The following is a 21047-nucleotide window of genomic DNA, read 5'->3' on the forward strand; positions in this document are numbered from 1 at the left end:
CATTGCGGATCGCCCTTCAACCTTAACTCTCAGCATCAGCCCATAGCTGGGCGCCACAAGCCAACACCAAGAACTTCATCGATGTGCCCTTTAGCGGATTTTTAGGCCCGCCTTCAGAGGTGGCGGGCTGACTAGAATACTGCGCCACTCTTCAGTAGTACATTTTATTATAGCATAAGCTTACCGCCTTAGCACCTTGCAGAACTTACCTGTCACGGGCCAAAAGATAGTCGGCGATTTGAAGCAACCGCTCCGGATTGATCCCAGCATAACCGATGATGGCGTTTTTGGCTTGCTCAGTTATTTCATTGAGTCGCTTTTTAGACTCCTCCAGCCCGAGCAAAGCGGGATACGTCGCTTTTTGGTTGGCTTCGTCACTACCGACCGGCTTGCCGATCAGCACAGCATCTCCAATGACATCCAAAATGTCGTCTTGAATTTGAAACGCCAATCCCAGCCGATACGCATAACGGGTCAAAGCCGTCAAAGCCTCTTCATCTGCGCCAGCTACCATCGCTCCTGCGCGTACGGAAAACGCAATCAGGTCTCCAGTTTTCCGGTGATGAATGCTTTCCAGTTCAGCCAGCGTGACCGAGCGCCCTTCGCCTAGCAAGTCGTCCACCTGACCGCCAACCATGCCTTTGGCACCTGCAGCCACGGATGCTTCATTGATCAGCGCCAAAGCCACTTCCGGTGCGACTCCCGTTTCTCCTGCCGCGCGGGCCATGATCCCGAACGCTTCCGTCAGCAAGGCGTCACCGGCCAATATCGCGTGTGCTTCGCCGTAGACTTTGTGATTTGTCGGCATACCACGGCGCACATCATCATCATCCATCGCTGGCAAATCATCATGTATCAAGGAATAAGTGTGAATCATTTCAATAGCACAAGCGAAAGGCAACGCTTGCTGAGTGTTTCCCCCAAGCGCTTCCACTGTCGCCAAGACAAGAACAGGCCGAAAACGCTTACCTCCGGCTAAAAGAGAATACCGCATGGCATCCTTCAAAACAGAAGGAATCCCTTCTAATCCGGCTGTGTAATCGTCAAGGGCCTGATGTACGAGCTTGGCTTTTTCTCTCATGTAGCTTTGTATCTGCACCTAATCCATGTCCTCCTCTGCCTCAAACGGTTTTTTAATCCATTCCCCGTTTTCTTGCATCAACATTTCCACCTGTTGTTCGGCCCACTCCAGCTTTTTCCCGCAGAGGTGGGAAAGCTTCATCCCCTCATCGAACAACTGGATGGCCTGTTCTAGGGGTGCGTCTCCCCGTTCCAACAGCTGCACCACTTCTTCCAGCCGCTCCAACGCCTTCTCAAAGGCGAGCGACTCCAGTTGAGTCAGATCGATTGGATCACTCATCGCCATTTGCCTCCGATCTCCAAACTTGACATTTGAGTTGGCCGTCAGCCACCCGTACCCGGATCAGATCTCCCGGCCGGACTTGTTGCCTTGATTTCACCAACTCACCGTTTGCGTGTCGGTACACGAGCGAATAGCCGCGTTGCATCACTTTGAGCGGACTTAGGGCGTCCAATTGGGCCACCAATGCTAGATGCTTCTGACGCATACCGTTTAGCTGTTGCAACATCACCTGGCGCTGATTGCGCTCTAAGACGGCAACGCGTTCACGCAGTTGTCTGATCCGTTCTTGGGGATGATGCGCGGCCAACCGGACACGCTCATTCGCCAAGCTTTGGCGTTTCTCCCGGACAAGCTGCACCATGGCACGCTCCAATCTAGCTTCCAACTCATCGCGCCGTTGCACGTATTGGTGCAAACGGGCATGGGGATATTTAAAAATCGGTCGGTCCACGCTTTTCTCCAACCGCTCGCGAGCCCGATCAAGTACAGCCATTTGCGCCCGTAACAGCCGTTGCGTCAGCAAAGCGACCCGCGCTTTCAGATCCTCCACATGGGGAACCACCAGTTCAGCAGCGGCGGTTGGTGTCGCCGCTCGCACGTCAGCCGCAAAATCACTGATCGTCACATCCGTCTCATGGCCTACCGCGGAAATCACAGGTACCTGGGAACGATAAATGGCGCGGGCCACGATCTCTTCATTAAACGCCCACAACTCCTCAAGCGAACCGCCGCCCCGCCCCACGATCAACACATCCGCTTCCAGATGCAGGTTCATCCGGTCAATCGCCGCTGCGATCTCCGAAGCCGCTTTTTCCCCCTGAACCGACACGGGATGCAACAAGATGCGCGTGAGGGGATAGCGGCGGCGCATCGTCGAGATAATGTCGCGCACCGCCGCTCCATGCGCGGAAGTGATCACGCCGACGGTTTTGGGAAACGCGGGGATAGCTTTTTTCGGGGCATCAAACAAACCCTCAGCAGCCAACTGCTCTTTCAAGCGCTGAAACGCCACATGCAAGTCGCCCACTCCGCTCAAGCGCATGTCTTGGGCGTAAAGCTGCAAGCTTCCACTCTTTTGATAGATGGAAACATAACCCTTGACCAACACCCGGTCCCCATTTTTGGGAACAAATCGCAAGCGGCGATTGTTGCCTGCGAACATCACTGCATTCAGGGTGGCATTTTCATCTTTCAAAGTGAAATACATGTGGCGGCTATGGGTGTGTTGCGAGAAATTGGAAATCTCCCCTTCCACCCACACCCCTTTTAAGCTATCGTCGTCTTCCAGCTTGCGGTAAAGATGTTGAACCAAATCCGTTACCGACCAACGTTCGGGTTCACGGATCATCATCTTCCCTCACTTTGTCTGTAAGAATGAGTAAAACCTTTTCTCACCTTATCATGTTCCGCGGCTACCGTCCATGCCTATTTACCAATTCGTTTGGCCGCTTCTACCGTGTTGCGCATCAACATGGCAATCGTCATCGGACCTACCCCGCCCGGAACAGGAGTGATGGCGGAAGCGATCTCCTTGACCTCGTCAAACTTCACATCGCCAACCAGTTTCCCCTCATGGCGGTTAACGCCAACGTCAATGACTACCGCACCCGGTTTAACATGCTCGGCAGTCAGCATCTCCGGCCGCCCCACTGCCGCGATCAAAATATCAGCCTGCTTGGTATGGGAAGCCAAATCAGCCGTCCGGGAATGGCACATGGTGACGGTGGCGTCAGCACGTTGGAGAAGCAGGGAGATCGGTTTGCCCACAATATTGCTCCGGCCGACCACAACCGCGTGCTTCCCAGCGATTTGTACGCCGCTTCGTTGCAATAAATGCATGATGCCATGAGGCGTGCAAGGCAAAAGCGCTTCTTGGCCGATAACCATGTTGCCGACGCTGACAGGTGTGAACCCATCCACATCCTTGGCGGGAGAGATGGTAGCAATGACCTTGTCTGGATTGATATGATCTGGCAATGGCAATTGTACCAAAATCCCATGAATGGCAGGGTCGGCATTGAGCGTTTCGATTAGCTCCAACAGCTCTCGTTCGGAAATAGACGATTCGCGGCGGATAAGCCGGGAGTTGATTCCCACTTCTTCAGAAGCGCGAATTTTCCCTTTCACATAGGATTCCGATGCCGGATGATTGCCTACCAACACCACTGCAAGGCCCGGAATCAAGCCTTTTTCCTTTAATTTAGCCACTTCGATTTTCAATTCGCTACGCACTTCTTTTGCGATTGTTTTTCCGTCAATAATGGTTGCCGTCATTTTATCCACATCCTTATTTCTTAACATTAATAGCAATTTCACTCATTAATGTTCAGTTTATCCTGTTCACTCTTGGATGTAAAGATAAAATGAGAGGGGGGATACCCCTCTTATGAGTTGATCTCTTGATTGTCCACTTGCTGTTGGGGGGGTAGATCGGCAACCAACCGCCCTAACACCCCGTTGACAAAACGGCCAGATTCGACACCGCCAAACGCCTTGGCCAAATCGACCGCCTCATTTAAAATAGCGGCTCTCGGCGTGTCCACTTCATGCATCAACTCATAGACCGCCAACCGCATGATGGCCCGATCCACGGAAGAGATGCGGGCGAGTGACCAGCCTTCCTTTAAATGGCGTTCAATCACTGGATCAATGGTAGCCTGGTGCTCCCTCACCCCTTGCGCCAGACGGAGGTAAAACGCGTGATCTTCCTGCTCCAGCTTTTCACCTCTCGTCCGGATCACATCCGTCTCTTCATCGGGATGAAATTCACATTCGTACAATGCTTGAATCACTCTTTCGCGTGCGGTTCTTCTGCTCATTAAAACCTTCCTCCAAAAAGAAGCCCGAGCAGTGTCTGCCCGGTCCCATAATTTTGCGCATCCATATTATCGAGCTTGTTTGATCGGCCGTCGCGCATCAAAGCGGTGCCTGCCTCATTCGTATTTTGCCCAGAGAAACACCGTCTCTTGCATGGTTCTCGTCTCTAGAACGCCCGTTGCGCGCGTGGGAAATCGTTAAAGGATGTTCACTCGGATTTCTCCGGCGGCATCTTGATCCCATCCACGCGAACAATCACTTTATCGACTGTCAAACCGGTCATGCTCTCTACTGCCGTCTTCACTTGCTCTTGGATTTCGCGGCCCACATCTGGAATATGGAAACCATATTGTACCACAACCGCCAAGTCGATCGTAAGTTGGTCTTCCAGATCAACGCGAATTCCTTTCTTCAGGTTTTTACGTCCCAGCAGTTGGTTGATGTCCCCAACAACCCCTCCGCTAAGGGTGATCACACCGTTCACCTGGGAAGCTGCGATGCCCGAAATCAATTGAATCACTTCTGGAGCGATCTCCACTTTGCCAAGCTGGTTCGCGTCGTATTGGTACAAATCACTCATGCCGATCCTCCTCGTTTAAATTAGTCTTCTCCAAGAATTGGATATGGAAGTCACCTGACACAAAGTTGGGATGGTTCAACACCTTCAGATGGAACGGAATGGTCGTGTGCACGCCATCGATCGCAAATTCTTTGAGCGCGCGGTTCATGCGTTCGATTGCCTCCTGCCGGTCTTTCCCCCAAACGATCAGTTTGGCCACCATCGAATCATAAAATGGGGAAATTTGATACCCTTGGTAACAGGCGCTGTCAATGCGCACGCCATTTCCGCCCGGAGGTAGGTAGAATTGGATCTTACCCGGAGACGGCATGAAGTTTTTGTCCGGCCGCTCCGCATTGATCCGGCATTCAATCGACCAACCGTCGAAGCGAATGTCTTCCTGTTTCCATTTTAATTTTTCTCCGGCGGCAATGCGAATCTGTTCTTTGACCAAATCGATTCCGGTGATCAACTCGGTGACCGGATGTTCCACTTGAATCCGGGTGTTCATCTCCATGAAATAAAAATTACCGTCTTTGTCCAACAAGAATTCGACTGTCCCCGCACCGGAGTATTGTACAGACTCTGCTGCTTTCACGGCCGCCTCACCCATACGGGAGCGCAAATCTTCGCTCAGCGCTGGAGAAGGCGCCTCTTCGATCAGTTTTTGGTAGCGGCGCTGGATGGAGCAATCCCGCTCACCCAAATGAATCACATTGCCGTAATTGTCAGCCAGCACCTGAATTTCAATATGGCGGGGCTCAACCAAAAATTTCTCCAGATAAACCCCGGAATTGCCGAAGTTGGCTTCCGCTTCCTTTTGCGCCAAGGTGATTGCACGCGTAAGCTCTTCTTCGTTGTAAACGACGCGCATTCCTTTACCGCCGCCGCCTGCTGTCGCTTTCACGATAACGGGGTACCCGATCTCCGCCGCGGTCTTGGCCGCTTCTTCCAGATCATCGATCACCCCTTCAGTTCCGGGAACGGTCGGCACACCCGCCACTTTCATGGTCTCGCGCGCCGTGGTCTTATCCCCCATCTTTACAATCGCTTCTGGTGAAGGGCCGATGAAGGTGATGTTGCATGCCGTACACAATTCCGCGAAATCGGCGTTCTCCGCCAAAAAGCCATAGCCGGGGTGGATGGCGTCCGCTCCCACCAAGGTCGCCGTGCTAAGCAGGTTGGTCATGTTTAGATAGCTGTCTCGAGCAGCCGCCGGGCCAATGCAATACGCTTCATCCGCCAAAGTCACGTGCAACGCATCGCGATCCGCTTCTGAATAGACGGCGACGGTGCTGATCCCCAGTTCGCGGCAAGCGCGGATGATGCGAACAGCAATCTCGCCGCGGTTTGCGATTAAAATTTTTTTAAACATAGCGTAAACCTCCTCCCATGGCCTAAGTTGTTTTCACCAGGAACAGAGGCTGGCCGAACTCAACCAACTGACCGTTTTCGACGAGAACTTTGACAATCGTTCCACGCACTTCAGCTTCGATCTCATTCATCAACTTCATCGCCTCCACGATGCAGACGACCGTATCCCCGTTGACCGTGTCGCCTTCTTTCACATAAGGGTCTGCATCCGGAGCTGGAGCGCGGTAGAAGGTTCCCACCATGGGCGAAACGATTTTATGTAGATTGGCATCTTCCACCTCTTCCTCTACTTTAGTGGGCGCTGCCACTTGAGGCTCTTTTGGAGACGCAGGTGCTTCTTGAACGGGCGCCGGAGCCGGAGCTTGTGGAACAACACTTACCGGAGCTTGTGGCGCAACAGTCATAACAGGAGCCCCAGATTTTTTGATGGTAACTTTTGTACCTTCTTTATCGATTTCAAATTCTTCAATGCTCGACTCATCAATCAACCGAATCAGTTCACGGATTTCATGCATTTTAAATGCCATTGCCTATCACTCCTTGTATTGTCTTGGCAAGGATACTCAAGTATGATAATAACGCTAATAGCATACCGTTTTTTTAGTGGTTTGACCACCCCTTGAGCTTAAACGGAGCCCCATCGACCCTCTGCCTTTTAAAGCCTTGCGGGTGAGTTGACAGCTCACACATTCATCCTACTTGTTTCTTTTCCTAATATCAACTATTAAGACCAGATACTAAATCGAAGCCCCCTCTTTTCCCACGGCTCACGTTGTTAATACATTTGTAAAACATTTCACTTGCAACTATCTTCCCCTCAATTTGACCAGCGAGTATAATAAAAAAGTCATCCCATTTCCCCTCCAAATGAAAAAATGTAGCCTTATTGCTAAGAGCCGGTTTCCATGAAGGAAACCGGCTCTTTTCCACTTTATTTGCGATAGGCGACCGATACATTGAGCGGAGAAACATTGAGATGTTGTTTCACCAAACTGATCAGTCCGACCACTTGTTTCCTGCTTAGATGCTCAGTCTGTACGACGACATCGACATGTGGACTGTTGCTCACCACCACGGCATCACGGTACCCCTCTTTGCGAATCAGTTCTTCCAGCACCGTTTCCGCATTGTCCACTTTCATCAGCTCTTCAATTTTCGCATTGGCTTCCTGCAGTTCTTTTTCCGAAGCATCCGGATTGGTCAGCACTTTCATGTATTCTTCTACCATCTTCTGACGCAACGTGCTCCGTTGCAATTGGTATCCGACAAAATAATCATCTTGGTCTTTCTTGTTCAGTTTATCCTTGGAGCTGTTTGCCGACGCTGGTTGATGGATTGGTTTAATGTTGACGTCCACATCCCCCTCCGGGTCCACCTGTTTGGCCGCTTGCCGAACCGGCTCCACAGGCCCCGTCACAATATAATAAGCTGACAACACCACCATGATGGATAACATCGTCACCAACCAAACCGTTTGTTTGTTCACTGACATGTACAATTCCCCCTTATCCTTTTGGCAGAACAGAAATGCGGTGCATGGGAATGTCCAATGTGCGCTGGACGGCCTCGATCACGATAGCCTTGACTTGCAGATTTTCCACTCCGCGCGCTACTACCAGCACACCCCGGACTTTGGGTTTCAACTTCTTCACGACCACTGGCCTTTCGCCATCATCATTGCGATAATACGCCGTTTTTCTGTCCCGCGTGTTTTGGGTGATAGAACGGTTTCCTCCCGTTTTGTCCCGTTCCGTCGTCACTTGCTCCGAATGCCGTTCATCGATTTGCACCACTTCCTCCTCTGTAGAGTCAAGGTTGACGACCACTGAAACATCATCCACGCCGACGATTTTGCCTAGCACTTCCGACAACTGCTGTTCCACTTCCCGTTCATACTGTTGCATCGCCGACATGGGATGGTTCACTTGCGGTTTCGCAGACGCGGGCATCACCCCCTCCGGCTCCGGTTGGACGGCGCTTTCTTTCACTCCCACAAATGAGGAAACCAACATGATCGCCACGCCGGCCCCTCCCAAGATCACCATCCAGCCCAGCTTGCTTTTTTGCTTGTCGCTGCTTGCCAATTTCTGTTCCAACTGCTTCAACCATTTGAACAACACGCTTCACCTCCCCGCGCCTATAATGCATCCACTGTCACCTGAACTTGTTCTTGCCGCACATGCCAAGCATCCGACAAGTAACTGGCGATGTTCTGGGCTAGTTTGTTCCCCGCATGGTCCCCTTTGGGTGAAGCAGTTTCCCTTTCGCCGACCGAAATGTACACAGGTTGAACCGGTTTGCCTCCCAACTGATGGGGTGAAACGGCAGACGCGCTAGCCCTCACGTGGATGTGCTTGATTTCGGCCATCCCCTTCGGCCTGGTTTGCAGGATCACGTTCGACTCCGTCACTTCCACTCCAAACTTCCGCTCCACCTGTTCCTTGATGCTCAGCTCCATTTGCTTCGACGATTGCTCTTGTATCAAGCGGTCTTGCGTGGTTTTCAACTTTTCTCCCTGTTCTCGAATCTGCTGTAGCGATGCCAATCTTTCTCCATGCGACGCATGGGTGAACGCCAACGCGGACAAATCGTATTCTTCCGACAATAATTGGAAGATCGGCGTCAGTATCGCCATGATGATCAGTAACCCCATCACCAGCTTGACATAGCGATCCAAGGCGTTGTTGGGCAACAGCAAATCAATAAATGTTGCGATCAACACCAAGATGATGATTTGTTTGAGCCATTCGCTTATCCATTCGATCACTTTGGGTCACCTACCTCATCATCACCGAGACGTTGCCCGAAGCGACGATTATCGTGATAGCCAAGAAAAACATCAGGCCTACGGTTGCCAGAGCGGCGAAAATGTATATGAGCGTGCGGCCGATGGTACTCAGGCTCTCAATGATGGGACTATTTCCCAAAGGTTGCATCACCGCCGCCGTGAAATTGTAAATGAAAGCGAGCGACAAGATTTTCAACGCGGGAAACGCACAGATAAATAGCAAGATCAGCACGCCGGCCAGGCCAATCGTGTTTTTGACCAGCAAGGAGGCGCCCATCACCGTATCCGCCGCTTCGGATATGGTGCGTCCGATCACCGGAATAAAATTCCCCGTGATATACTTGGCCGTGCGTAACGTGACCCCGTCCGCAATGGAAGCAGTGGCCCCTTGGATAGAAATCACACCGAGGAAAATCGCCAACAACCCACCCAGTACCGACACACTGATTTTCCGTAACAAACTGGCCAATTGATTCACCTTGTACTTCTCAGACAGGCAACTCACGATGCTCAGAATGGCGGATAAAAAAAGCAACGGAAAAACAATGGTGTAGATGAATGTGCCAATCATGTGGATCATGAACACGATCAACGGATGGAATAAAGCAACCGAGCCGATGTTGCCCATGGACACCAAGAGGGTGAGCATCATTGGCACCAACGCTAGCATGAAGTCGATCATGCGACCGATTGCGGTTTTGGCCGAATCGACCGCCACATGAAAGCTGTTGGCCGCCAAGATGATCAGCACCATGAACACGATGGCGTAAGCCACTTTGCTTACTTGGTTCTGCTCAAAAGCCGTTTGCAGTGTCCTTAGCAACATGCTCAATACGGTCAACACCACAATCGTGCCGAGTAGCTTCCCGTTGTACAAAATTTCATGAAAGAAAAAGCGGACGAATCCCATCAGCACCTGTTCCAATGACAGCTCTTGATTGGGTGACAGCAACAAATCAAACAAACTTAGCCCCTGTTCCCCTCCTAGATACTCACCGTAATCCCCCTTGAGCTGTTTCCAAAAGGTGTCCACTTGCTCCACTTGCGTTTGGTTCAATTGACTTCGCACCAATTGATCAATGACAGAAGAGCCGCTTTCTTCTTCCGCGGCAAAAACGGAAGGGCGAATCAGCAGAAGAAAAAGGCACAGAAATGGAAAGATCCAAGCAATTCGTTTCATCTATCTTCATCCTTACGCAGGCAAAATTCGGATGACCGTCTCAATAATCACCGTGATAATCGGGATTGCCATCACCATGATCAACACTTTCCCCGCCAGTTCGATTTTGGAAGCGATCGCTCCTTGCCCGGCATCCCTGGTCACTTGCGCGCCGAATTCCGCGATATAGGCGATGCCGATAATTTTGAGGATCGTTTCCAAAAATAGGTCGTTCACTCGCGCTTGGTGAGCCAAACTTTGCAACACTCCCAGCACCTCGGCGATTTTCCCCGCAATGGAGATGAAGATGATGACACCCACAAACGCCGCTAAAAGAAAAGCGAAAATCGGCTTCTGCTCTTTGATGATCAAGATGAGAAACGTGGCAATGAGACCCAGCCCCACCACCTGGATGATTTCCAAGCGGATCGCCTCCCATCATGTGCGAAACAGAAACACATTCTTAATGGTTTGAAACAAATCTTGCACCAGCATGGCCACCATGAAGAGGACAACAACAAAGCCAAACAGCGTCACCCAGTGGGCAAAATCCTCTTTTCCCATCTGTTTCAGCACGGTGTGGATCATCGCGACAATAATCCCGATGCCCGCGATCTGAAACACCGAATCCAGATGATACGGCATACGCACCCTCCATTCCGAAAATTGGCTCAAATCATGAGGATTACCAGCAAGACTCCCGTCAAAACCCCCATGGTTTTATACATTTTTTCATACCGGTCTTGTTCTTCGCGGGCGCGGTTTTCTTCCAGCTCCAATTGATTGCAGGCCATCGTCAGATGATGCGCTTGGTCTTGGCGGTCTGATGATCCCAGCACCTGACAAAGTTGTAGCAGCACAGTTTGTTCCGATTGTTGTAATGCGGTTCGCTGCCACTCTTGCTCAATGGCTCGCCTAAAACATTCATAGGTGGAAGAGCCGTCCCCCTTGAGCAGCTGATCGGCACTGGCCTGAAACAGCCGGGACACCGCCGTTTCCTCCTGAGAAGCGATGTTAGCGCAAGCTTCAGCGAGCGGCCTTGTCCCATATTCAATCTCTGTTTTCAGGATGGCTAAGTACGATCGAAGTTGCCTCAGCTGTTTGGGTCGGTCGCGCACGCGTCCGGCAAAAGTGAAGCCCAACCAGCTCGTAGCCAAAATCACCAACAATCCGCCGATCAATTTCATCATCACCCGGCAACCACCTCTCTCCGGTTTGGGTGAAGAAGCCGTCCTGACGCATCTAGCACCCGCTCTACCGTCCCTGGTCCCTGTGCACGACTAAGTATCATGATGCGCGAAAACACTCCTTCTCCCAGTAGCGGGGAAAACGTGGGCCGGTGCATCAATTCCTCAACCGAGCGCCCGTGAACGGTGGCGAAGACGGAAACCCCCGCATAGACCGCTTCATGAATCGCCTCCGTGTCTTCTGCCCGCCCCAATTCATCAACGACTAAAATATCAGGAGACATGGAGCGGATCATCATCATCATCCCTTCTGCTTTGGGACACCCGTCAAGCACATCTGTCCGTAATCCGACATCATGTTGTGGCACCCCATGCAAACATCCCGCGATTTCCGACCGTTCATCCACAATCCCCACTTTATATGCCGGATATCCTTGTCCACCTGTGCCGGCCAAACGTGCCAAATCACGTACCAACGTGGTCTTGCCGCATTGGGGTGGGGACACGATCAATAGATTTTCAATTCGCCCCCCATGCAACACGGTAGAAATCCACCGCTCTCCAACACCTTTCACTTGTCGGGCAATGCGGATATTAAAGCCGGTAATGTCCCGAAGATGCTTGACCCCGCCTTGTTCCACTACCACTCTTCCCGCCAAACCGATGCGATGGCCGCCTTCGATCGTAACAAAGCCGCGTTTAAGCTCTTCCTCCAACGCATACAGTGAATGATTGCTAATCAGGTTAAGCAGTTTGACACAATCACCGCGTGTGGGGATCCAAGCGCATTCCGGATTTTTGCTCAATGCCCCTGCCTTGTCCACAAACCAAGCATGGGTCGGCGTGATCACTTCCAAGGGCCGCCCTTGACGAACGCGAATTTCTTCGATGGTGGCGGACACTCCCTTCGGTAGGGAATGAATCACTTCGCGCAGCCCCGGGGGGAGAATCTTGCAAATCGCTTGATATGGCATGGAACACCTCCTGTCCCATGGTTCTTCTTTATTCCCATTCATATGTGAGCTTGTTTCTTTTATGCCAACCGGTTGCCGCAAAAATGGCGCGCTGTTTTTAAGCCACAAAAAAAAGCGCCCCACCTCTTCTGGGGACACTTCGAATGTGTGCTTCTAAACAGTATCGGTTGACCTTCCTCATCCAGATGTGCAACCCCCTTTGCCGATCAGAACGGCTTCCCATCGATGGATGAAAGAGGGAGCTTTTTCTTGGCTAACGCCACGCGTTTTCCGTGCAATCAATGCCTATGTCCTCTTTGAACTGCTACAGGCGCGGGTCATTCAGTATCACCCGCGCCTGTGGCATCCCGTGATGCTTGCTTTCAACACAATGGTACGATCCCCGCATCACGCTTTTTTAATCTTCGCTGATCACCGTTTCGACATCCTCTTCGTCGATCTCCTCAAGATCCAAGACCGTGTGGCACTTGGGGCACAACAACTCCACATTTTCATCATCCAAATCGTCCTCGTCGATAGTGACATCTTCACCGCATTCAGGGCAAGTCACCTCAATCTCATGATCCCACTCATCATCTTCCTCATCGTCATCGTAACAAAGCAATTCCAGTTCATTGAGGTCTTCGTCGATGGTCTCCACATATTCCTCCAGCTCCGACAACCGGCGCTCCAATTGCTCGACGGATTCAACCAGTAAGTCCACCACATCAACCAACCGTGACAACCCACGGTACTCCACATGGTGCTGATGGTTCACATCTCCTTCCAACAAGCCTTGGATGAAGGACAAATCACGTTTAATGCTTTCGAACATCTTTCACTCACCTCTTTGCGGCTTCGATTTGCTCCTAGTGTGCCACCCGCCTGACCGATCCAATCCATTCAATAAATGGCAAATAGCATCCGGCCTTTCAGGGCAAACTGATGAAGCAGATTGAAATGAGGTGAATTTGGGATGCCACAAGAAAACAACGCGCAAACCACGGCAAAGCCAAGCTGGGCTGTCCTTATCACGTTGAGTTTCATCCCGTTGATCATGGTTTTGGGAAACTCCATGCTGATTCCAGTCTTGCCCACTGCGGAAAAAGTGTTGGACGTCAACGCCTTTCAAGTGAGCTTGCTCATCACGCTCTTTTCCATTCCCGCCGCTTTGGCCATTCCGATCGCCGGAGTGTTGTCCGACCGTATCGGCCGGAAAAAAGTTATCATCTTCAGTTTGATCCTGTATGGAATCGGCGGGCTACTAGCTGGATTCTCCGCTATTTACCGAGGGGGGTCTTACGGATTCCTGCTCGCTTCACGTATCGTGCAAGGAATAGGGGCGGCTGGTACCGCTCCAATCGCCATGGTGTTGGTGAGTGACTTATTTACCAAAGACAACCGGAGTAAAGCGCTGGGAATCATTGAAGCTTCCAATGCGTTCGGGAAAGTGCTAAGTCCCATCCTGGGCTCACTCATTGCATTGATCACTTGGTACGCCATGTTTTTCGCTTTTCCACTCTTATGCATTCCAGCTTCACTCGCTTTGTGGAAACTAGTCAAAGAGCCCACCAAAAAAGAGAAACCGCAACCGCTGACTCAATACAAAGAGCACATCAAAAAGATTTTTAAGCGGCAAGGCAATTGGATGAGTGTGGCGTTTATCGCCGGGGCTTTGACGATGTTTACCATGTTCGGAGTGTTGTTTCACCTATCCGATTTCTTGGAAACAGCGTATCGCATCGATGGCATCAAAAAAGGGTTCATTCTGGCCATCCCCCTGCTAACCCTTTGCGGAACGGCTTATTTTACTGGTTCGCATGTAAAGGAGAATACCCGGCAAATGAAAAGGCTGATCACCATCGGCCTGGGCCTTTCTGCGGTAGCCATCGCCGTCATCCCTTGGGCCAAAAACGCCCCCCTGCTCATCACCGCGGTTTCATTCATCGGGATTGGAAACGGATTGGTTCTCCCTTGCTTAAACACGATGATCACTTCAGCGGTCGGTATACAGGAGCGCGGCATCGTCACGTCGTTGTATGGAAGCGTGCGTTTTTTTGGAGTCGCCATGGGACCGCCCGCATTCGGCGCTCTGGCCAACCGTCCCTTTTTGCTATTCATCGGGTTGGGCGTTGTCTTATTCTTTATCGCCTGGCTATGCAACGTAATCATCCACCCACCTAAACGCATCAAAGGGAAGGATGGCCGTTCCCGCTTACTCATACGCAAAAAACCGCTCTCTCCCGCTTAAAGAAGCACTTGCTTCTCCTGCCAATTATGAAATAGAGTGAAGATGAACACGGCGTAAGGGGGAGAAGAGCATGATGGAAATGAAAAGCCTATTGCAAGTTCTAGCCGATTTGAGTGGTACGCGTGCGGATAACGCCAAACCCCGGTCAACGGGTTGCACCATGGTGATAGACAAAGGGTTGGGCTTATCCGCCTATCAAGACCTCTTGCAGCTCACAGGCGAATATATCGATTTCATCAAACTCGCTTTCGGGACAGCCACCATTACCCCCCCTCAAATCCTTCAACAAAAAATCGCTTTGTGTAAACAACACGGCGTCCATCTTTATTTTGGAGGAACCTTTTTTGAAATCGCTTATAGCCGACGGAAAGTGGATGAGTATTTTCAAATGGTACGTGATTGGGGATTAGATTGGGTCGAAATATCGGACGGCACGGTCACAATCCCGTCTGAAACCCGTTACCGGCTGGTGCAGCAAGCCTGTCAGATGGGCTTTCAAGTCATCACCGAAATCGGAAAAAAAATGCACGGTTACCATCCTACCGTCGACGAGTTTGCTTCTATGTTTGCGTTGGACCGCCAAGCGGGGGCTGCATACGTAATCATGGAAAGCAGAGAGTCTGGGCAAAACATCGGCGTGTATGACCAAGCGGGAAATGCGGATTGTGCCTACCTGGAAAAACTGGCGGAGCGGATACCGACACAATATGTGATATGGGAAGCGCCCCAGGTCAAACAACAGGTACAGCTCATTCAATTGCTTGGTAATTCGATTAATTTGGGTAACATCCAGCCCAGTGATGTAATGTCATTGGAGTCTTTACGCCGGGGCTTGCGGGCTGACACATTGTCTCAATTCCTCTCGCACTAAATTATTGGAATATTTCAAATGATAATTAACTTCCCGTTCTGTGTTGGAGAAAAAGATGACTAAAACCACCTTGTCCATCATAAAGTGTAACTAAACAACCTCGGACAGGGGCTATCCATATGAATCCCGATATTTTACTCGTCGTCCTAATCATTATCGGCATCGTGGGTCGATCCCCTCTGATCGCCACCGCCGCAAGCTTTTTATTAATATTAAAACTGATTCATCTTGATCGCTATTTCCCCGCTTTAGAGCGACGAGGGTTAGAGTTTGGTCTGCTGTTTTTGACCCTTTCTGTGTTGATTCCCTTTGCCTCCGGACGGATCAACACCAAAGATGTGCTGATGGTTTTCACCTCCACTCCGGGAATTTTGGCCTTGTTGGGAGGGGCACTCGCCACTTACATGAATGGCAAAGGGTTGGATCTATTAAAAGTGGATCCACAACTGATTGTCGGATTGGTCATGGGTTCCATTTTCGGCATCTTGTTCATGCGGGGAATACCAGTGGGACCGCTCATGGCTGCTGGCATCACGGCTTTCTTCCTGCAAATATTAAAGTTCATTTTCAGATGACCCTGCTTTTTGAAGCAGGGTTTTTCGCATGGCTGGATAAATAAAGAAGCGACACTCCCGCAGTGAACGGGCGCACGAGTCAGCCCGACCCAATTTTTCGATGGAGGGATCAACATGAAGAAGAATGAAGAACTGCAAGATTACATCCGGCGGCTAAAAACCCATCTGAAACCGTTACCGCCTTCTGAACAGCAAGAAATTGTCAATGAAATTGAAAGTCATCTCCGCGAGGGAGTCAAACACGGCAAGCCGCTAGACGCATTGCTCACCTCTTTGGGCTCTCCCTCCGAGCTGGCCAAAGGATATATTGGGGAATATTACCTCAGCCAATCACCTGCCCGGCCTTCTGTTTGGTTAAAGAAAATGGTTTTTTTCACGACAGCGGGAATGACCAGCCCCGTCGCCACCGTCTTCTTAGGCGGAACCAGCGCCGCGTTTGCCTTGGCGGCAGCCCTTGTGATGATAGCAGGCTTGTTACGCCTGTTTGGGGCTGCGGTGCCATTTAACATCGGTACATATGAAGTTCCCCGCTTGCTCAGCCCGCTAGTCGCCATCGTTTTTTCCTTCTTGCTCGGAAAAACGGCCCTTTATTTTCACGGCAAGTTGCAAGCCCATTTTCAAGCGGTGCACCGTCGCTACCGCCGCCTGTTCCCTTCCAGTTCGCAAACGGCGAGCACCCACGCGCACGGAGAGTAAACTTCAGAACATAGGTCATAGCCTATTCCAATTTAAACCAACATGATAAGCGCAACTTTCGAAAATAATTTAATTAAAAATTTATATAGGAATCCCGATATTGTTTGCAGAATATACCTATTGTTTTATATATTAATCATCTTGCTGAAGGAGGCACTCAGATGAAGAAGTGGTTCACACTCGGACTTTCTCTCATTACCAGCACTGCATTTGCCATCACCGGAACCATCACTCCTGCGCATGCAAACGGGCACAGCCAAATGTACACCATCAACTTTAAAGGAAATGGCATTCCCGCCAACGCCGAACAAATCATTCAGGCAGCCGGAGGCACCGTGCTTAAAAAGGATGCTGCGCTTGCCTATGTGAAAGCGTCTTCATCCAATCCCCAATTTTTGAGCAAGATTCAAGCCAACCAAGAAGTGGAGAACGCCGGAAGGCAACTGAGCATCAAACTGGAAAAGGCCGTAGCAAAAGAGATGGCCGTGACGGACGGAGACCATGCTTACTATGACCAATATCAATGGGACATTAAACAAGTGACCCAAAACGGGGCAAGCTGGAATCTTCCCGGAGGGAAAGGTAAAAAAGATGTTGTCGTTGCAGTGATTGACACAGGCATTGATTTGGAACACCCTGACTTGAAAGACAACATCGTCGACGCCAAATCTTTCGTCCCCGGAGAAAGTGCGCAAGATTACGAAGGCCATGGTAGCCATGTGGCTGGTGCCATCGCGGCCAATGGAAAAGCCCTGGGTGTGGGGCCGTCTCTAGGGATCGCGGCGCTCAAAGTCTTCCCCCGCGAGGGCAGCGCTTCGACGGCAACCATCGCTGAAGCCCTGAAATATGCGGCTGACAAAGATTATGATGTGGTTAACATGAGTTTGGGCGATTATCTCTTCTTGCAAGATCCTGAAAGCCATGCCAGCGACATCCGCGCAGAAATGAATCTGTTTAAAAAGGCGATTGCCTACGCGCATCAGAAAGGGGTCACCGTTGTTGGTTCCGCCGGTAACGCAGGGGCTGACATCACCAGCCCGGGCCGCCTGACCCGCTTTTTCGATGAAGAAAACCGCGGCGCCACCCACCGCGACCCGGCCAGCAATCTGCTCATTCGCGTATCCGCCGGTAACAAGGACAAGCAATTGACCTATTACTCCAACTATGGGGTCGGCAAAATCGATGTGATGGCCCCAGGAGGAGACCGGGGTCCAAACAACAATGACCGTTCTTACCTCTGCTTCAGCACCGTGCCGATTGTGGATGAAAACGACAATGTGACGGGCCACGGCTATGCTTGGTACGCGGGCACGTCCATGGCTGCGCCCAAAGTAGCGGCGGTCGCGGGCTTGGTGATCTCCAAACACGGAAAAAACCAGATTTCCCCAACCCAAGTCAAGTCGATTATCAAACAATCTGCCGAAGACATTTATAAAAAAGGTTATGATAAACAATCTGGTTTCGGTTTGATCAATGCTGTTAACGCACTGAACCACCGCTGACCGGACAAGGGCCCTTCCTGCGCGGAAGGGCCCTTGGTGCATGCCGATACCAATTACACCGGCGTTAAAAGGCTGTTGCCTCTTATTTCTTTTTTTCTTCTTCCATCCGTTTCATCATCTGTTGCCACACCGTGCCGCTTGCTTCTTCTCCACGTTCGATCCGCTCCAGCGCCAATCGCGCTTGCAAGCGCACCTCAAATTCGGGGTCATTCACCGCATCGCGCAGAGCCGGCAACGCTGATTCATCTCCCACTTCATACAGGAAACGCGCCGCACGCCAACGCACCAGCTTATTGGTGTCCTTCAACGCATCGCACATGGCAGGAATAGCCTCTGGATCGCCGATGTCTGACAAGGTGTCACCCGCTGTCCGACGCACGATTGGCGAAGCGTCACGCAACGCCCGCATGACATAAGGCAACACGGCTTTGCCTCCGATAAAACCCAGATAAACCACAGCCAAGCGGCGAATGGATGCTTTCGCATCATCGAGTGCCCGATCTAAGACATGAAGCTCATCCGCGTTTGGCTCATACTGCTCCAACGCCGCATATCGTTTCTCCCAATTCTCATCATTAAACGCTTGCATGACTTCATCCGCAGTCAACGTCTGTTCTTTCCGCTCTTGTTCTGGGTTTAGCACCCGTTCCACCATCTGCGACAAGCGCACTTCGTCGTAAGCGGCGGCCAACTCTTCAACGACTTGTTCCCCCACTTCACTCATTTCACCGTATCGCGGGCGTTGCTCCACCCACTCCCGTTCAAACACCAAGTTGCTGGTCGCAGTCTGTGCCCGCATCACGGCGGCTTTAAACCGCTCCGGCAGCCCAAATCGCATTTCTTCCCCATTTCTCACGCACTTGACTTGCATCGGGATGCCTTTCAACTTTTGAATAAACACTTGAACCTCGCCAAATGACTCCTGATCCGCTGCCGACTCTTCCTTTTCGGGTGCCGTAGCCATTGCCGCATCGCCCAACACTTCCCGCACTTGGGCCAGCACATCGGGCCAGTCCGCTTTGGGATGGCGTTCAATGGAGATAAAATCGAGCACTTGAAACAGGCTCTTCACCCCGTCGATTTCCAGCAAGCGCCGCAAGTGGTGGGGAGCGTCAGCCATTTGGTCTTTGGTGACATTGTAACTCGTTCCGGCGGGTAGCGTTTCATCGACATTGCATTTCATCACGTTGGGGCTCGGCGTCGGTTCAATCGAGACGATTTTCATGGCATTCCCTCCTATTATGAAAGTAAAACCTCTGAGCCACTGGCTTCAGAGGTTTTAGGTAAAACATACGGCTTAGGCCCGGGAAACATATTGGCCGCTACGCGTGTCAATGATGAGGCGGTCACCGACATTGATGAAGAGAGGCACTTGCACGGTGAAGCCGGTGGACAATTTTGCTGGTTTGCTACCGCCAGTAGCGGTATCTCCTTTGATGCCCGGTTCCGTTTCCACCACTTCCAATTCAACCGTGTTTGGCAACTGAATCCCAATCGTTTCGTTTTTAAAGGAAACGATTTGCACATTCATGTTTTCTTGCAAGAAGTTCAATTCATATTCCAAACGCTCCCCTGGAAGGGTGATTTGGTCATACGTTTCATTGTCCATGAATGTGTATTCGCCGCCGCTTTCGTATAAATATTGCATTTGGCGGGTTTCCACCAACGCTTTTTGCACTTTCTCCCCAGCGCGGAAGGTTCGCTCTTGGATGTTGCCGTTGCGCAGGTTGCGCAGTTTGGAACGAACGAACGCCGCCCCTTTACCCGGTTTTACGTGTTGGAATTCAATAACTTGCCACACGTCGCCTTCCAGTTCAACGGTCAAACCCGTCCGAAAATCGTTCACGCTAATCATGTTTTACTTTCCTCCATTTCCATATTCAATGACAATCCATTCTTTGCTTGATTGGTTCAGCGCTTCACAGCCGGTTTCAGTGATGACCACATCGTCTTCGATACGGACACCGCCCATCTCTGGCAGATAAATCCCCGGCTCCACGGTGACGACCATGTTCGGCTGAAGAACCATATCTCCACGGCTGGAGAGCATCGGAAGCTCATGCACTTCCATGCCGAGTCCATGACCGGTGCTATGGCCGAAAAATTCGCCGTACCCATGCGCGCTGATGTAATCACGGGCGACCGCATCCGCCTCTTTCCCAGTCATCCCCGGGCGAAGCGCCGCAATCGTGCGATTACAAGCTTCCAATACAATATCATAAATCTCTTTTTGTTTCTCGCTCGGCCGCCCCAGCATGACCGTGCGGGTAATGTCGGACGCATAGCCTTGATACAAGGCCCCAAAATCTAGTGTCACCAGATCGCCGAGTTCTAACACTTTATCACTGGCCACTCCGTGCGGCAAGGCAGAACGTTTGCCGGATGCAACAATCATGTCAAAAGACGAGGATGTTGCCCCCAACTCGCGCATGTAGAACTCCAATTTAAAGGAAATCTCGTTTTCGCGCACACCGGGCTTGATGTCGGACAAAATCTTGCTGAAGGCTTGGTCCGCAATCCGGGCGGCTTCTCTCATCACTGCCAACTCGTCCGCGTCTTTCACCATACGCAATTCTTTCACGATGCCGCTGGTCGGTTGCAACTTGATGTCGCCAACAGCTTCTTTCAACTGCAAAAACTCGGCAAATGTCAGATGGTCTTGTTCAAAAGACAAAGCCTTGATGCCCAATTTGCGGCACTGCTCACCCACCGTGTGGTAAATTGCGCCTTGATGTTGCACCAAGGTCATATGCGGCGCTTGTTCCTGCACTTGGATCACATAGCGGAAATCGGTCAACAACAGCTGTTCAGTGGCCGTGATCAGCACCACTCCGGCCGACCCCGTAAATCCGGTCAAATACCGGCGATTCACAGGATGGCTGATCAATAGCGCTTCAATGCCGTGCTCTTGCAGTTTTTGTCTCAGTTTCAATAGGCGTTTTTCCAACATCT

At 51.1% G+C, this 21047-nt stretch carries 25 protein-coding genes; 5 read left to right on the top strand and 20 right to left on the bottom strand.

What is annotated here, in order from left to right; all coding sequences use genetic code 11:
* Positions 1-205: 205 nt before the first annotated feature.
* From CLV36_RS12445 to CLV36_RS12525, 17 genes are all read right to left on the bottom strand, one after another.
* Positions 206-1099, bottom strand: a complete 894-nt coding sequence (locus CLV36_RS12445) for a polyprenyl synthetase family protein (protein WP_245888361.1) — start codon at positions 1097-1099, stop codon at positions 206-208.
* Positions 1100-1360, bottom strand: a complete 261-nt coding sequence (gene xseB, locus CLV36_RS12450) for an exodeoxyribonuclease VII small subunit (protein ID WP_245888362.1) — start codon at positions 1358-1360, stop codon at positions 1100-1102.
* Positions 1353-2711, bottom strand: coding sequence for an exodeoxyribonuclease VII large subunit (xseA, locus tag CLV36_RS12455; RefSeq protein WP_342748021.1), 1359 nt, complete (start codon positions 2709-2711; stop codon positions 1353-1355). The genes xseB and xseA overlap by 8 nt, the downstream gene beginning before the upstream one ends.
* A 77-nt stretch (positions 2712-2788) precedes the next feature.
* The gene (folD, locus tag CLV36_RS12460; RefSeq protein ID WP_106342864.1) at positions 2789-3637 is read right to left on the bottom strand and encodes a bifunctional methylenetetrahydrofolate dehydrogenase/methenyltetrahydrofolate cyclohydrolase FolD; all 849 of its coding nucleotides are present in this window, start codon (positions 3635-3637) and stop codon (positions 2789-2791) included.
* A 110-nt stretch (positions 3638-3747) separates the two neighbouring features.
* A complete protein-coding gene (gene nusB / locus CLV36_RS12465) occupies positions 3748-4182 on the bottom strand; it encodes a transcription antitermination factor NusB (protein ID WP_106342865.1) in 435 nt (144 codons plus the stop codon).
* A gap of 206 nt (positions 4183-4388) precedes the next feature.
* A complete protein-coding gene (locus CLV36_RS12470) occupies positions 4389-4760 on the bottom strand; it encodes an Asp23/Gls24 family envelope stress response protein (protein ID WP_102992140.1) in 372 nt (123 codons plus the stop codon).
* Positions 4753-6114, bottom strand: coding sequence for an acetyl-CoA carboxylase biotin carboxylase subunit (accC, locus tag CLV36_RS12475; protein WP_106342866.1), 1362 nt, complete (start codon positions 6112-6114; stop codon positions 4753-4755). Before accC ends, CLV36_RS12470 begins: the two co-directional genes overlap by 8 nt.
* Before the next feature lie 22 nt (positions 6115-6136).
* Positions 6137-6640, bottom strand: a complete 504-nt coding sequence (accB, locus tag CLV36_RS12480; protein WP_106342867.1) for an acetyl-CoA carboxylase biotin carboxyl carrier protein — start codon at positions 6638-6640, stop codon at positions 6137-6139.
* Positions 6641-7044: 404 nt separating this feature from the next.
* Positions 7045-7605, bottom strand: coding sequence for a SpoIIIAH-like family protein (locus tag CLV36_RS12485; protein ID WP_106342868.1), 561 nt, complete (start codon positions 7603-7605; stop codon positions 7045-7047).
* A 13-nt stretch (positions 7606-7618) separates the two neighbouring features.
* Positions 7619-8233: a stage III sporulation protein AG gene (gene spoIIIAG / locus CLV36_RS12490; protein WP_106342869.1), complete on the bottom strand. Its 615-nt coding sequence runs from the start codon at positions 8231-8233 to the stop codon at positions 7619-7621.
* A 17-nt stretch (positions 8234-8250) separates the two neighbouring features.
* Positions 8251-8880 (bottom strand): stage III sporulation protein AF, encoded by a 630-nt coding sequence (gene spoIIIAF, locus CLV36_RS12495; RefSeq protein WP_106342870.1) that lies wholly within the window; start codon positions 8878-8880, stop codon positions 8251-8253.
* Positions 8881-8890: 10 nt separating this feature from the next.
* Positions 8891-10081, bottom strand: coding sequence for a stage III sporulation protein AE (gene spoIIIAE / locus CLV36_RS12500; RefSeq protein WP_106342871.1), 1191 nt, complete (start codon positions 10079-10081; stop codon positions 8891-8893).
* 12 nt (positions 10082-10093) lie between these two features.
* Complete coding sequence (spoIIIAD, locus tag CLV36_RS12505; RefSeq protein ID WP_022736160.1) at positions 10094-10483, bottom strand: stage III sporulation protein AD; 390 nt, start codon at positions 10481-10483, stop codon at positions 10094-10096.
* A gap of 15 nt (positions 10484-10498) precedes the next feature.
* The gene (gene spoIIIAC / locus CLV36_RS12510) at positions 10499-10705 is read right to left on the bottom strand and encodes a stage III sporulation protein AC (protein ID WP_022736159.1); all 207 of its coding nucleotides are present in this window, start codon (positions 10703-10705) and stop codon (positions 10499-10501) included.
* Positions 10706-10731: 26 nt separating this feature from the next.
* Positions 10732-11250: a stage III sporulation protein SpoIIIAB gene (gene spoIIIAB / locus CLV36_RS12515; RefSeq protein ID WP_102992133.1), complete on the bottom strand. Its 519-nt coding sequence runs from the start codon at positions 11248-11250 to the stop codon at positions 10732-10734.
* Positions 11250-12221 carry a stage III sporulation protein AA gene (gene spoIIIAA / locus CLV36_RS12520; RefSeq protein WP_106342872.1) on the bottom strand — a complete coding sequence of 324 codons (972 nt, stop codon included), beginning with the start codon at positions 12219-12221 and terminating at the stop codon, positions 11250-11252. The genes spoIIIAB and spoIIIAA overlap by 1 nt, the downstream gene beginning before the upstream one ends.
* A 397-nt stretch (positions 12222-12618) precedes the next feature.
* Positions 12619-13035, bottom strand: a complete 417-nt coding sequence (locus CLV36_RS12525) for a CD1247 N-terminal domain-containing protein (RefSeq protein ID WP_022736155.1) — start codon at positions 13033-13035, stop codon at positions 12619-12621.
* Positions 13036-13176: 141 nt separating this feature from the next.
* Between CLV36_RS12525 and CLV36_RS12530 the strand changes: the two genes are divergently transcribed.
* From CLV36_RS12530 to CLV36_RS12550, 5 genes are all read left to right on the top strand, one after another.
* Positions 13177-14451: an MFS transporter gene (locus CLV36_RS12530; RefSeq protein ID WP_106342873.1), complete on the top strand. Its 1275-nt coding sequence runs from the start codon at positions 13177-13179 to the stop codon at positions 14449-14451.
* A gap of 70 nt (positions 14452-14521) precedes the next feature.
* The gene (gene comA / locus CLV36_RS12535; RefSeq protein WP_102992130.1) at positions 14522-15322 is read left to right on the top strand and encodes a phosphosulfolactate synthase; all 801 of its coding nucleotides are present in this window, start codon (positions 14522-14524) and stop codon (positions 15320-15322) included.
* A 119-nt stretch (positions 15323-15441) separates the two neighbouring features.
* Positions 15442-15897 carry a DUF441 domain-containing protein gene (locus CLV36_RS12540; RefSeq protein ID WP_022736152.1) on the top strand — a complete coding sequence of 152 codons (456 nt, stop codon included), beginning with the start codon at positions 15442-15444 and terminating at the stop codon, positions 15895-15897.
* A gap of 114 nt (positions 15898-16011) precedes the next feature.
* The gene (locus CLV36_RS12545; protein ID WP_106342874.1) at positions 16012-16593 is read left to right on the top strand and encodes a DUF1700 domain-containing protein; all 582 of its coding nucleotides are present in this window, start codon (positions 16012-16014) and stop codon (positions 16591-16593) included.
* 161 nt (positions 16594-16754) lie between these two features.
* Positions 16755-18095 carry a S8 family serine peptidase gene (locus tag CLV36_RS12550; protein WP_106342875.1) on the top strand — a complete coding sequence of 447 codons (1341 nt, stop codon included), beginning with the start codon at positions 16755-16757 and terminating at the stop codon, positions 18093-18095.
* Between the two features lie 82 nt (positions 18096-18177).
* Here CLV36_RS12550 and CLV36_RS12555 read toward each other — a convergent pair whose 3' ends face one another.
* The 3 genes from CLV36_RS12555 to CLV36_RS12565 form a co-directional block, all read right to left on the bottom strand.
* A complete protein-coding gene (locus CLV36_RS12555; protein ID WP_106342876.1) occupies positions 18178-19320 on the bottom strand; it encodes a conserved virulence factor C family protein in 1143 nt (380 codons plus the stop codon).
* Between the two features lie 72 nt (positions 19321-19392).
* On the bottom strand, positions 19393-19950 hold the full coding sequence (gene efp / locus CLV36_RS12560) for an elongation factor P (RefSeq protein ID WP_022736148.1): 558 nt from the start codon (positions 19948-19950) through the stop codon (positions 19393-19395).
* 3 nt (positions 19951-19953) lie between these two features.
* Positions 19954-21045, bottom strand: a complete 1092-nt coding sequence (locus tag CLV36_RS12565) for a M24 family metallopeptidase (RefSeq protein WP_106342877.1) — start codon at positions 21043-21045, stop codon at positions 19954-19956.
* Between the last annotated feature and the right edge of the window lie 2 nt (positions 21046-21047).

Origin of the sequence: Laceyella sediminis (assembly GCF_003003125.1) — a bacterium.
GTDB lineage: Bacteria > Bacillota > Bacilli > Thermoactinomycetales > Thermoactinomycetaceae > Laceyella > Laceyella tengchongensis.

Bases quoted from the DNA above. Each gene is read 5' to 3' on its own strand.
- xseB (WP_245888362.1), bottom strand. From the start codon at position 1,360: ATGAGTGATCCAATCGATCTGACTCAACTGGAGTCGCTCGCCTTTGAG.
- xseA (WP_342748021.1), bottom strand. From the start codon at position 2,711: ATGATCCGTGAACCCGAACGTTGGTCGGTAACGGATTTGGTTCAACAT.
- folD (WP_106342864.1), bottom strand. From the start codon at position 3,637: ATGACGGCAACCATTATTGACGGAAAAACAATCGCAAAAGAAGTGCGT.
- nusB (WP_106342865.1), bottom strand. From the start codon at position 4,182: ATGAGCAGAAGAACCGCACGCGAAAGAGTGATTCAAGCATTGTACGAA.
- CLV36_RS12470 (WP_102992140.1), bottom strand. From the start codon at position 4,760: ATGAGTGATTTGTACCAATACGACGCGAACCAGCTTGGCAAAGTGGAG.
- accC (WP_106342866.1), bottom strand. From the start codon at position 6,114: ATGTTTAAAAAAATTTTAATCGCAAACCGCGGCGAGATTGCTGTTCGC.
- accB (WP_106342867.1), bottom strand. From the start codon at position 6,640: ATGGCATTTAAAATGCATGAAATCCGTGAACTGATTCGGTTGATTGAT.
- CLV36_RS12485 (WP_106342868.1), bottom strand. From the start codon at position 7,605: ATGTCAGTGAACAAACAAACGGTTTGGTTGGTGACGATGTTATCCATC.
- spoIIIAE (WP_106342871.1), bottom strand. From the start codon at position 10,081: ATGAAACGAATTGCTTGGATCTTTCCATTTCTGTGCCTTTTTCTTCTG.
- spoIIIAC (WP_022736159.1), bottom strand. From the start codon at position 10,705: ATGCCGTATCATCTGGATTCGGTGTTTCAGATCGCGGGCATCGGGATT.
- spoIIIAB (WP_102992133.1), bottom strand. From the start codon at position 11,250: ATGATGAAATTGATCGGCGGATTGTTGGTGATTTTGGCTACGAGCTGG.
- spoIIIAA (WP_106342872.1), bottom strand. From the start codon at position 12,221: ATGCCATATCAAGCGATTTGCAAGATTCTCCCCCCGGGGCTGCGCGAA.
- CLV36_RS12525 (WP_022736155.1), bottom strand. From the start codon at position 13,035: ATGTTCGAAAGCATTAAACGTGATTTGTCCTTCATCCAAGGCTTGTTG.
- CLV36_RS12530 (WP_106342873.1), top strand. From the start codon at position 13,177: ATGCCACAAGAAAACAACGCGCAAACCACGGCAAAGCCAAGCTGGGCT.
- comA (WP_102992130.1), top strand. From the start codon at position 14,522: ATGATGGAAATGAAAAGCCTATTGCAAGTTCTAGCCGATTTGAGTGGT.
- CLV36_RS12540 (WP_022736152.1), top strand. From the start codon at position 15,442: ATGAATCCCGATATTTTACTCGTCGTCCTAATCATTATCGGCATCGTG.
- CLV36_RS12545 (WP_106342874.1), top strand. From the start codon at position 16,012: ATGAAGAAGAATGAAGAACTGCAAGATTACATCCGGCGGCTAAAAACC.
- CLV36_RS12550 (WP_106342875.1), top strand. From the start codon at position 16,755: ATGAAGAAGTGGTTCACACTCGGACTTTCTCTCATTACCAGCACTGCA.
- CLV36_RS12555 (WP_106342876.1), bottom strand. From the start codon at position 19,320: ATGAAAATCGTCTCGATTGAACCGACGCCGAGCCCCAACGTGATGAAA.
- efp (WP_022736148.1), bottom strand. From the start codon at position 19,950: ATGATTAGCGTGAACGATTTTCGGACGGGTTTGACCGTTGAACTGGAA.
- CLV36_RS12565 (WP_106342877.1), bottom strand. From the start codon at position 21,045: ATGTTGGAAAAACGCCTATTGAAACTGAGACAAAAACTGCAAGAGCAC.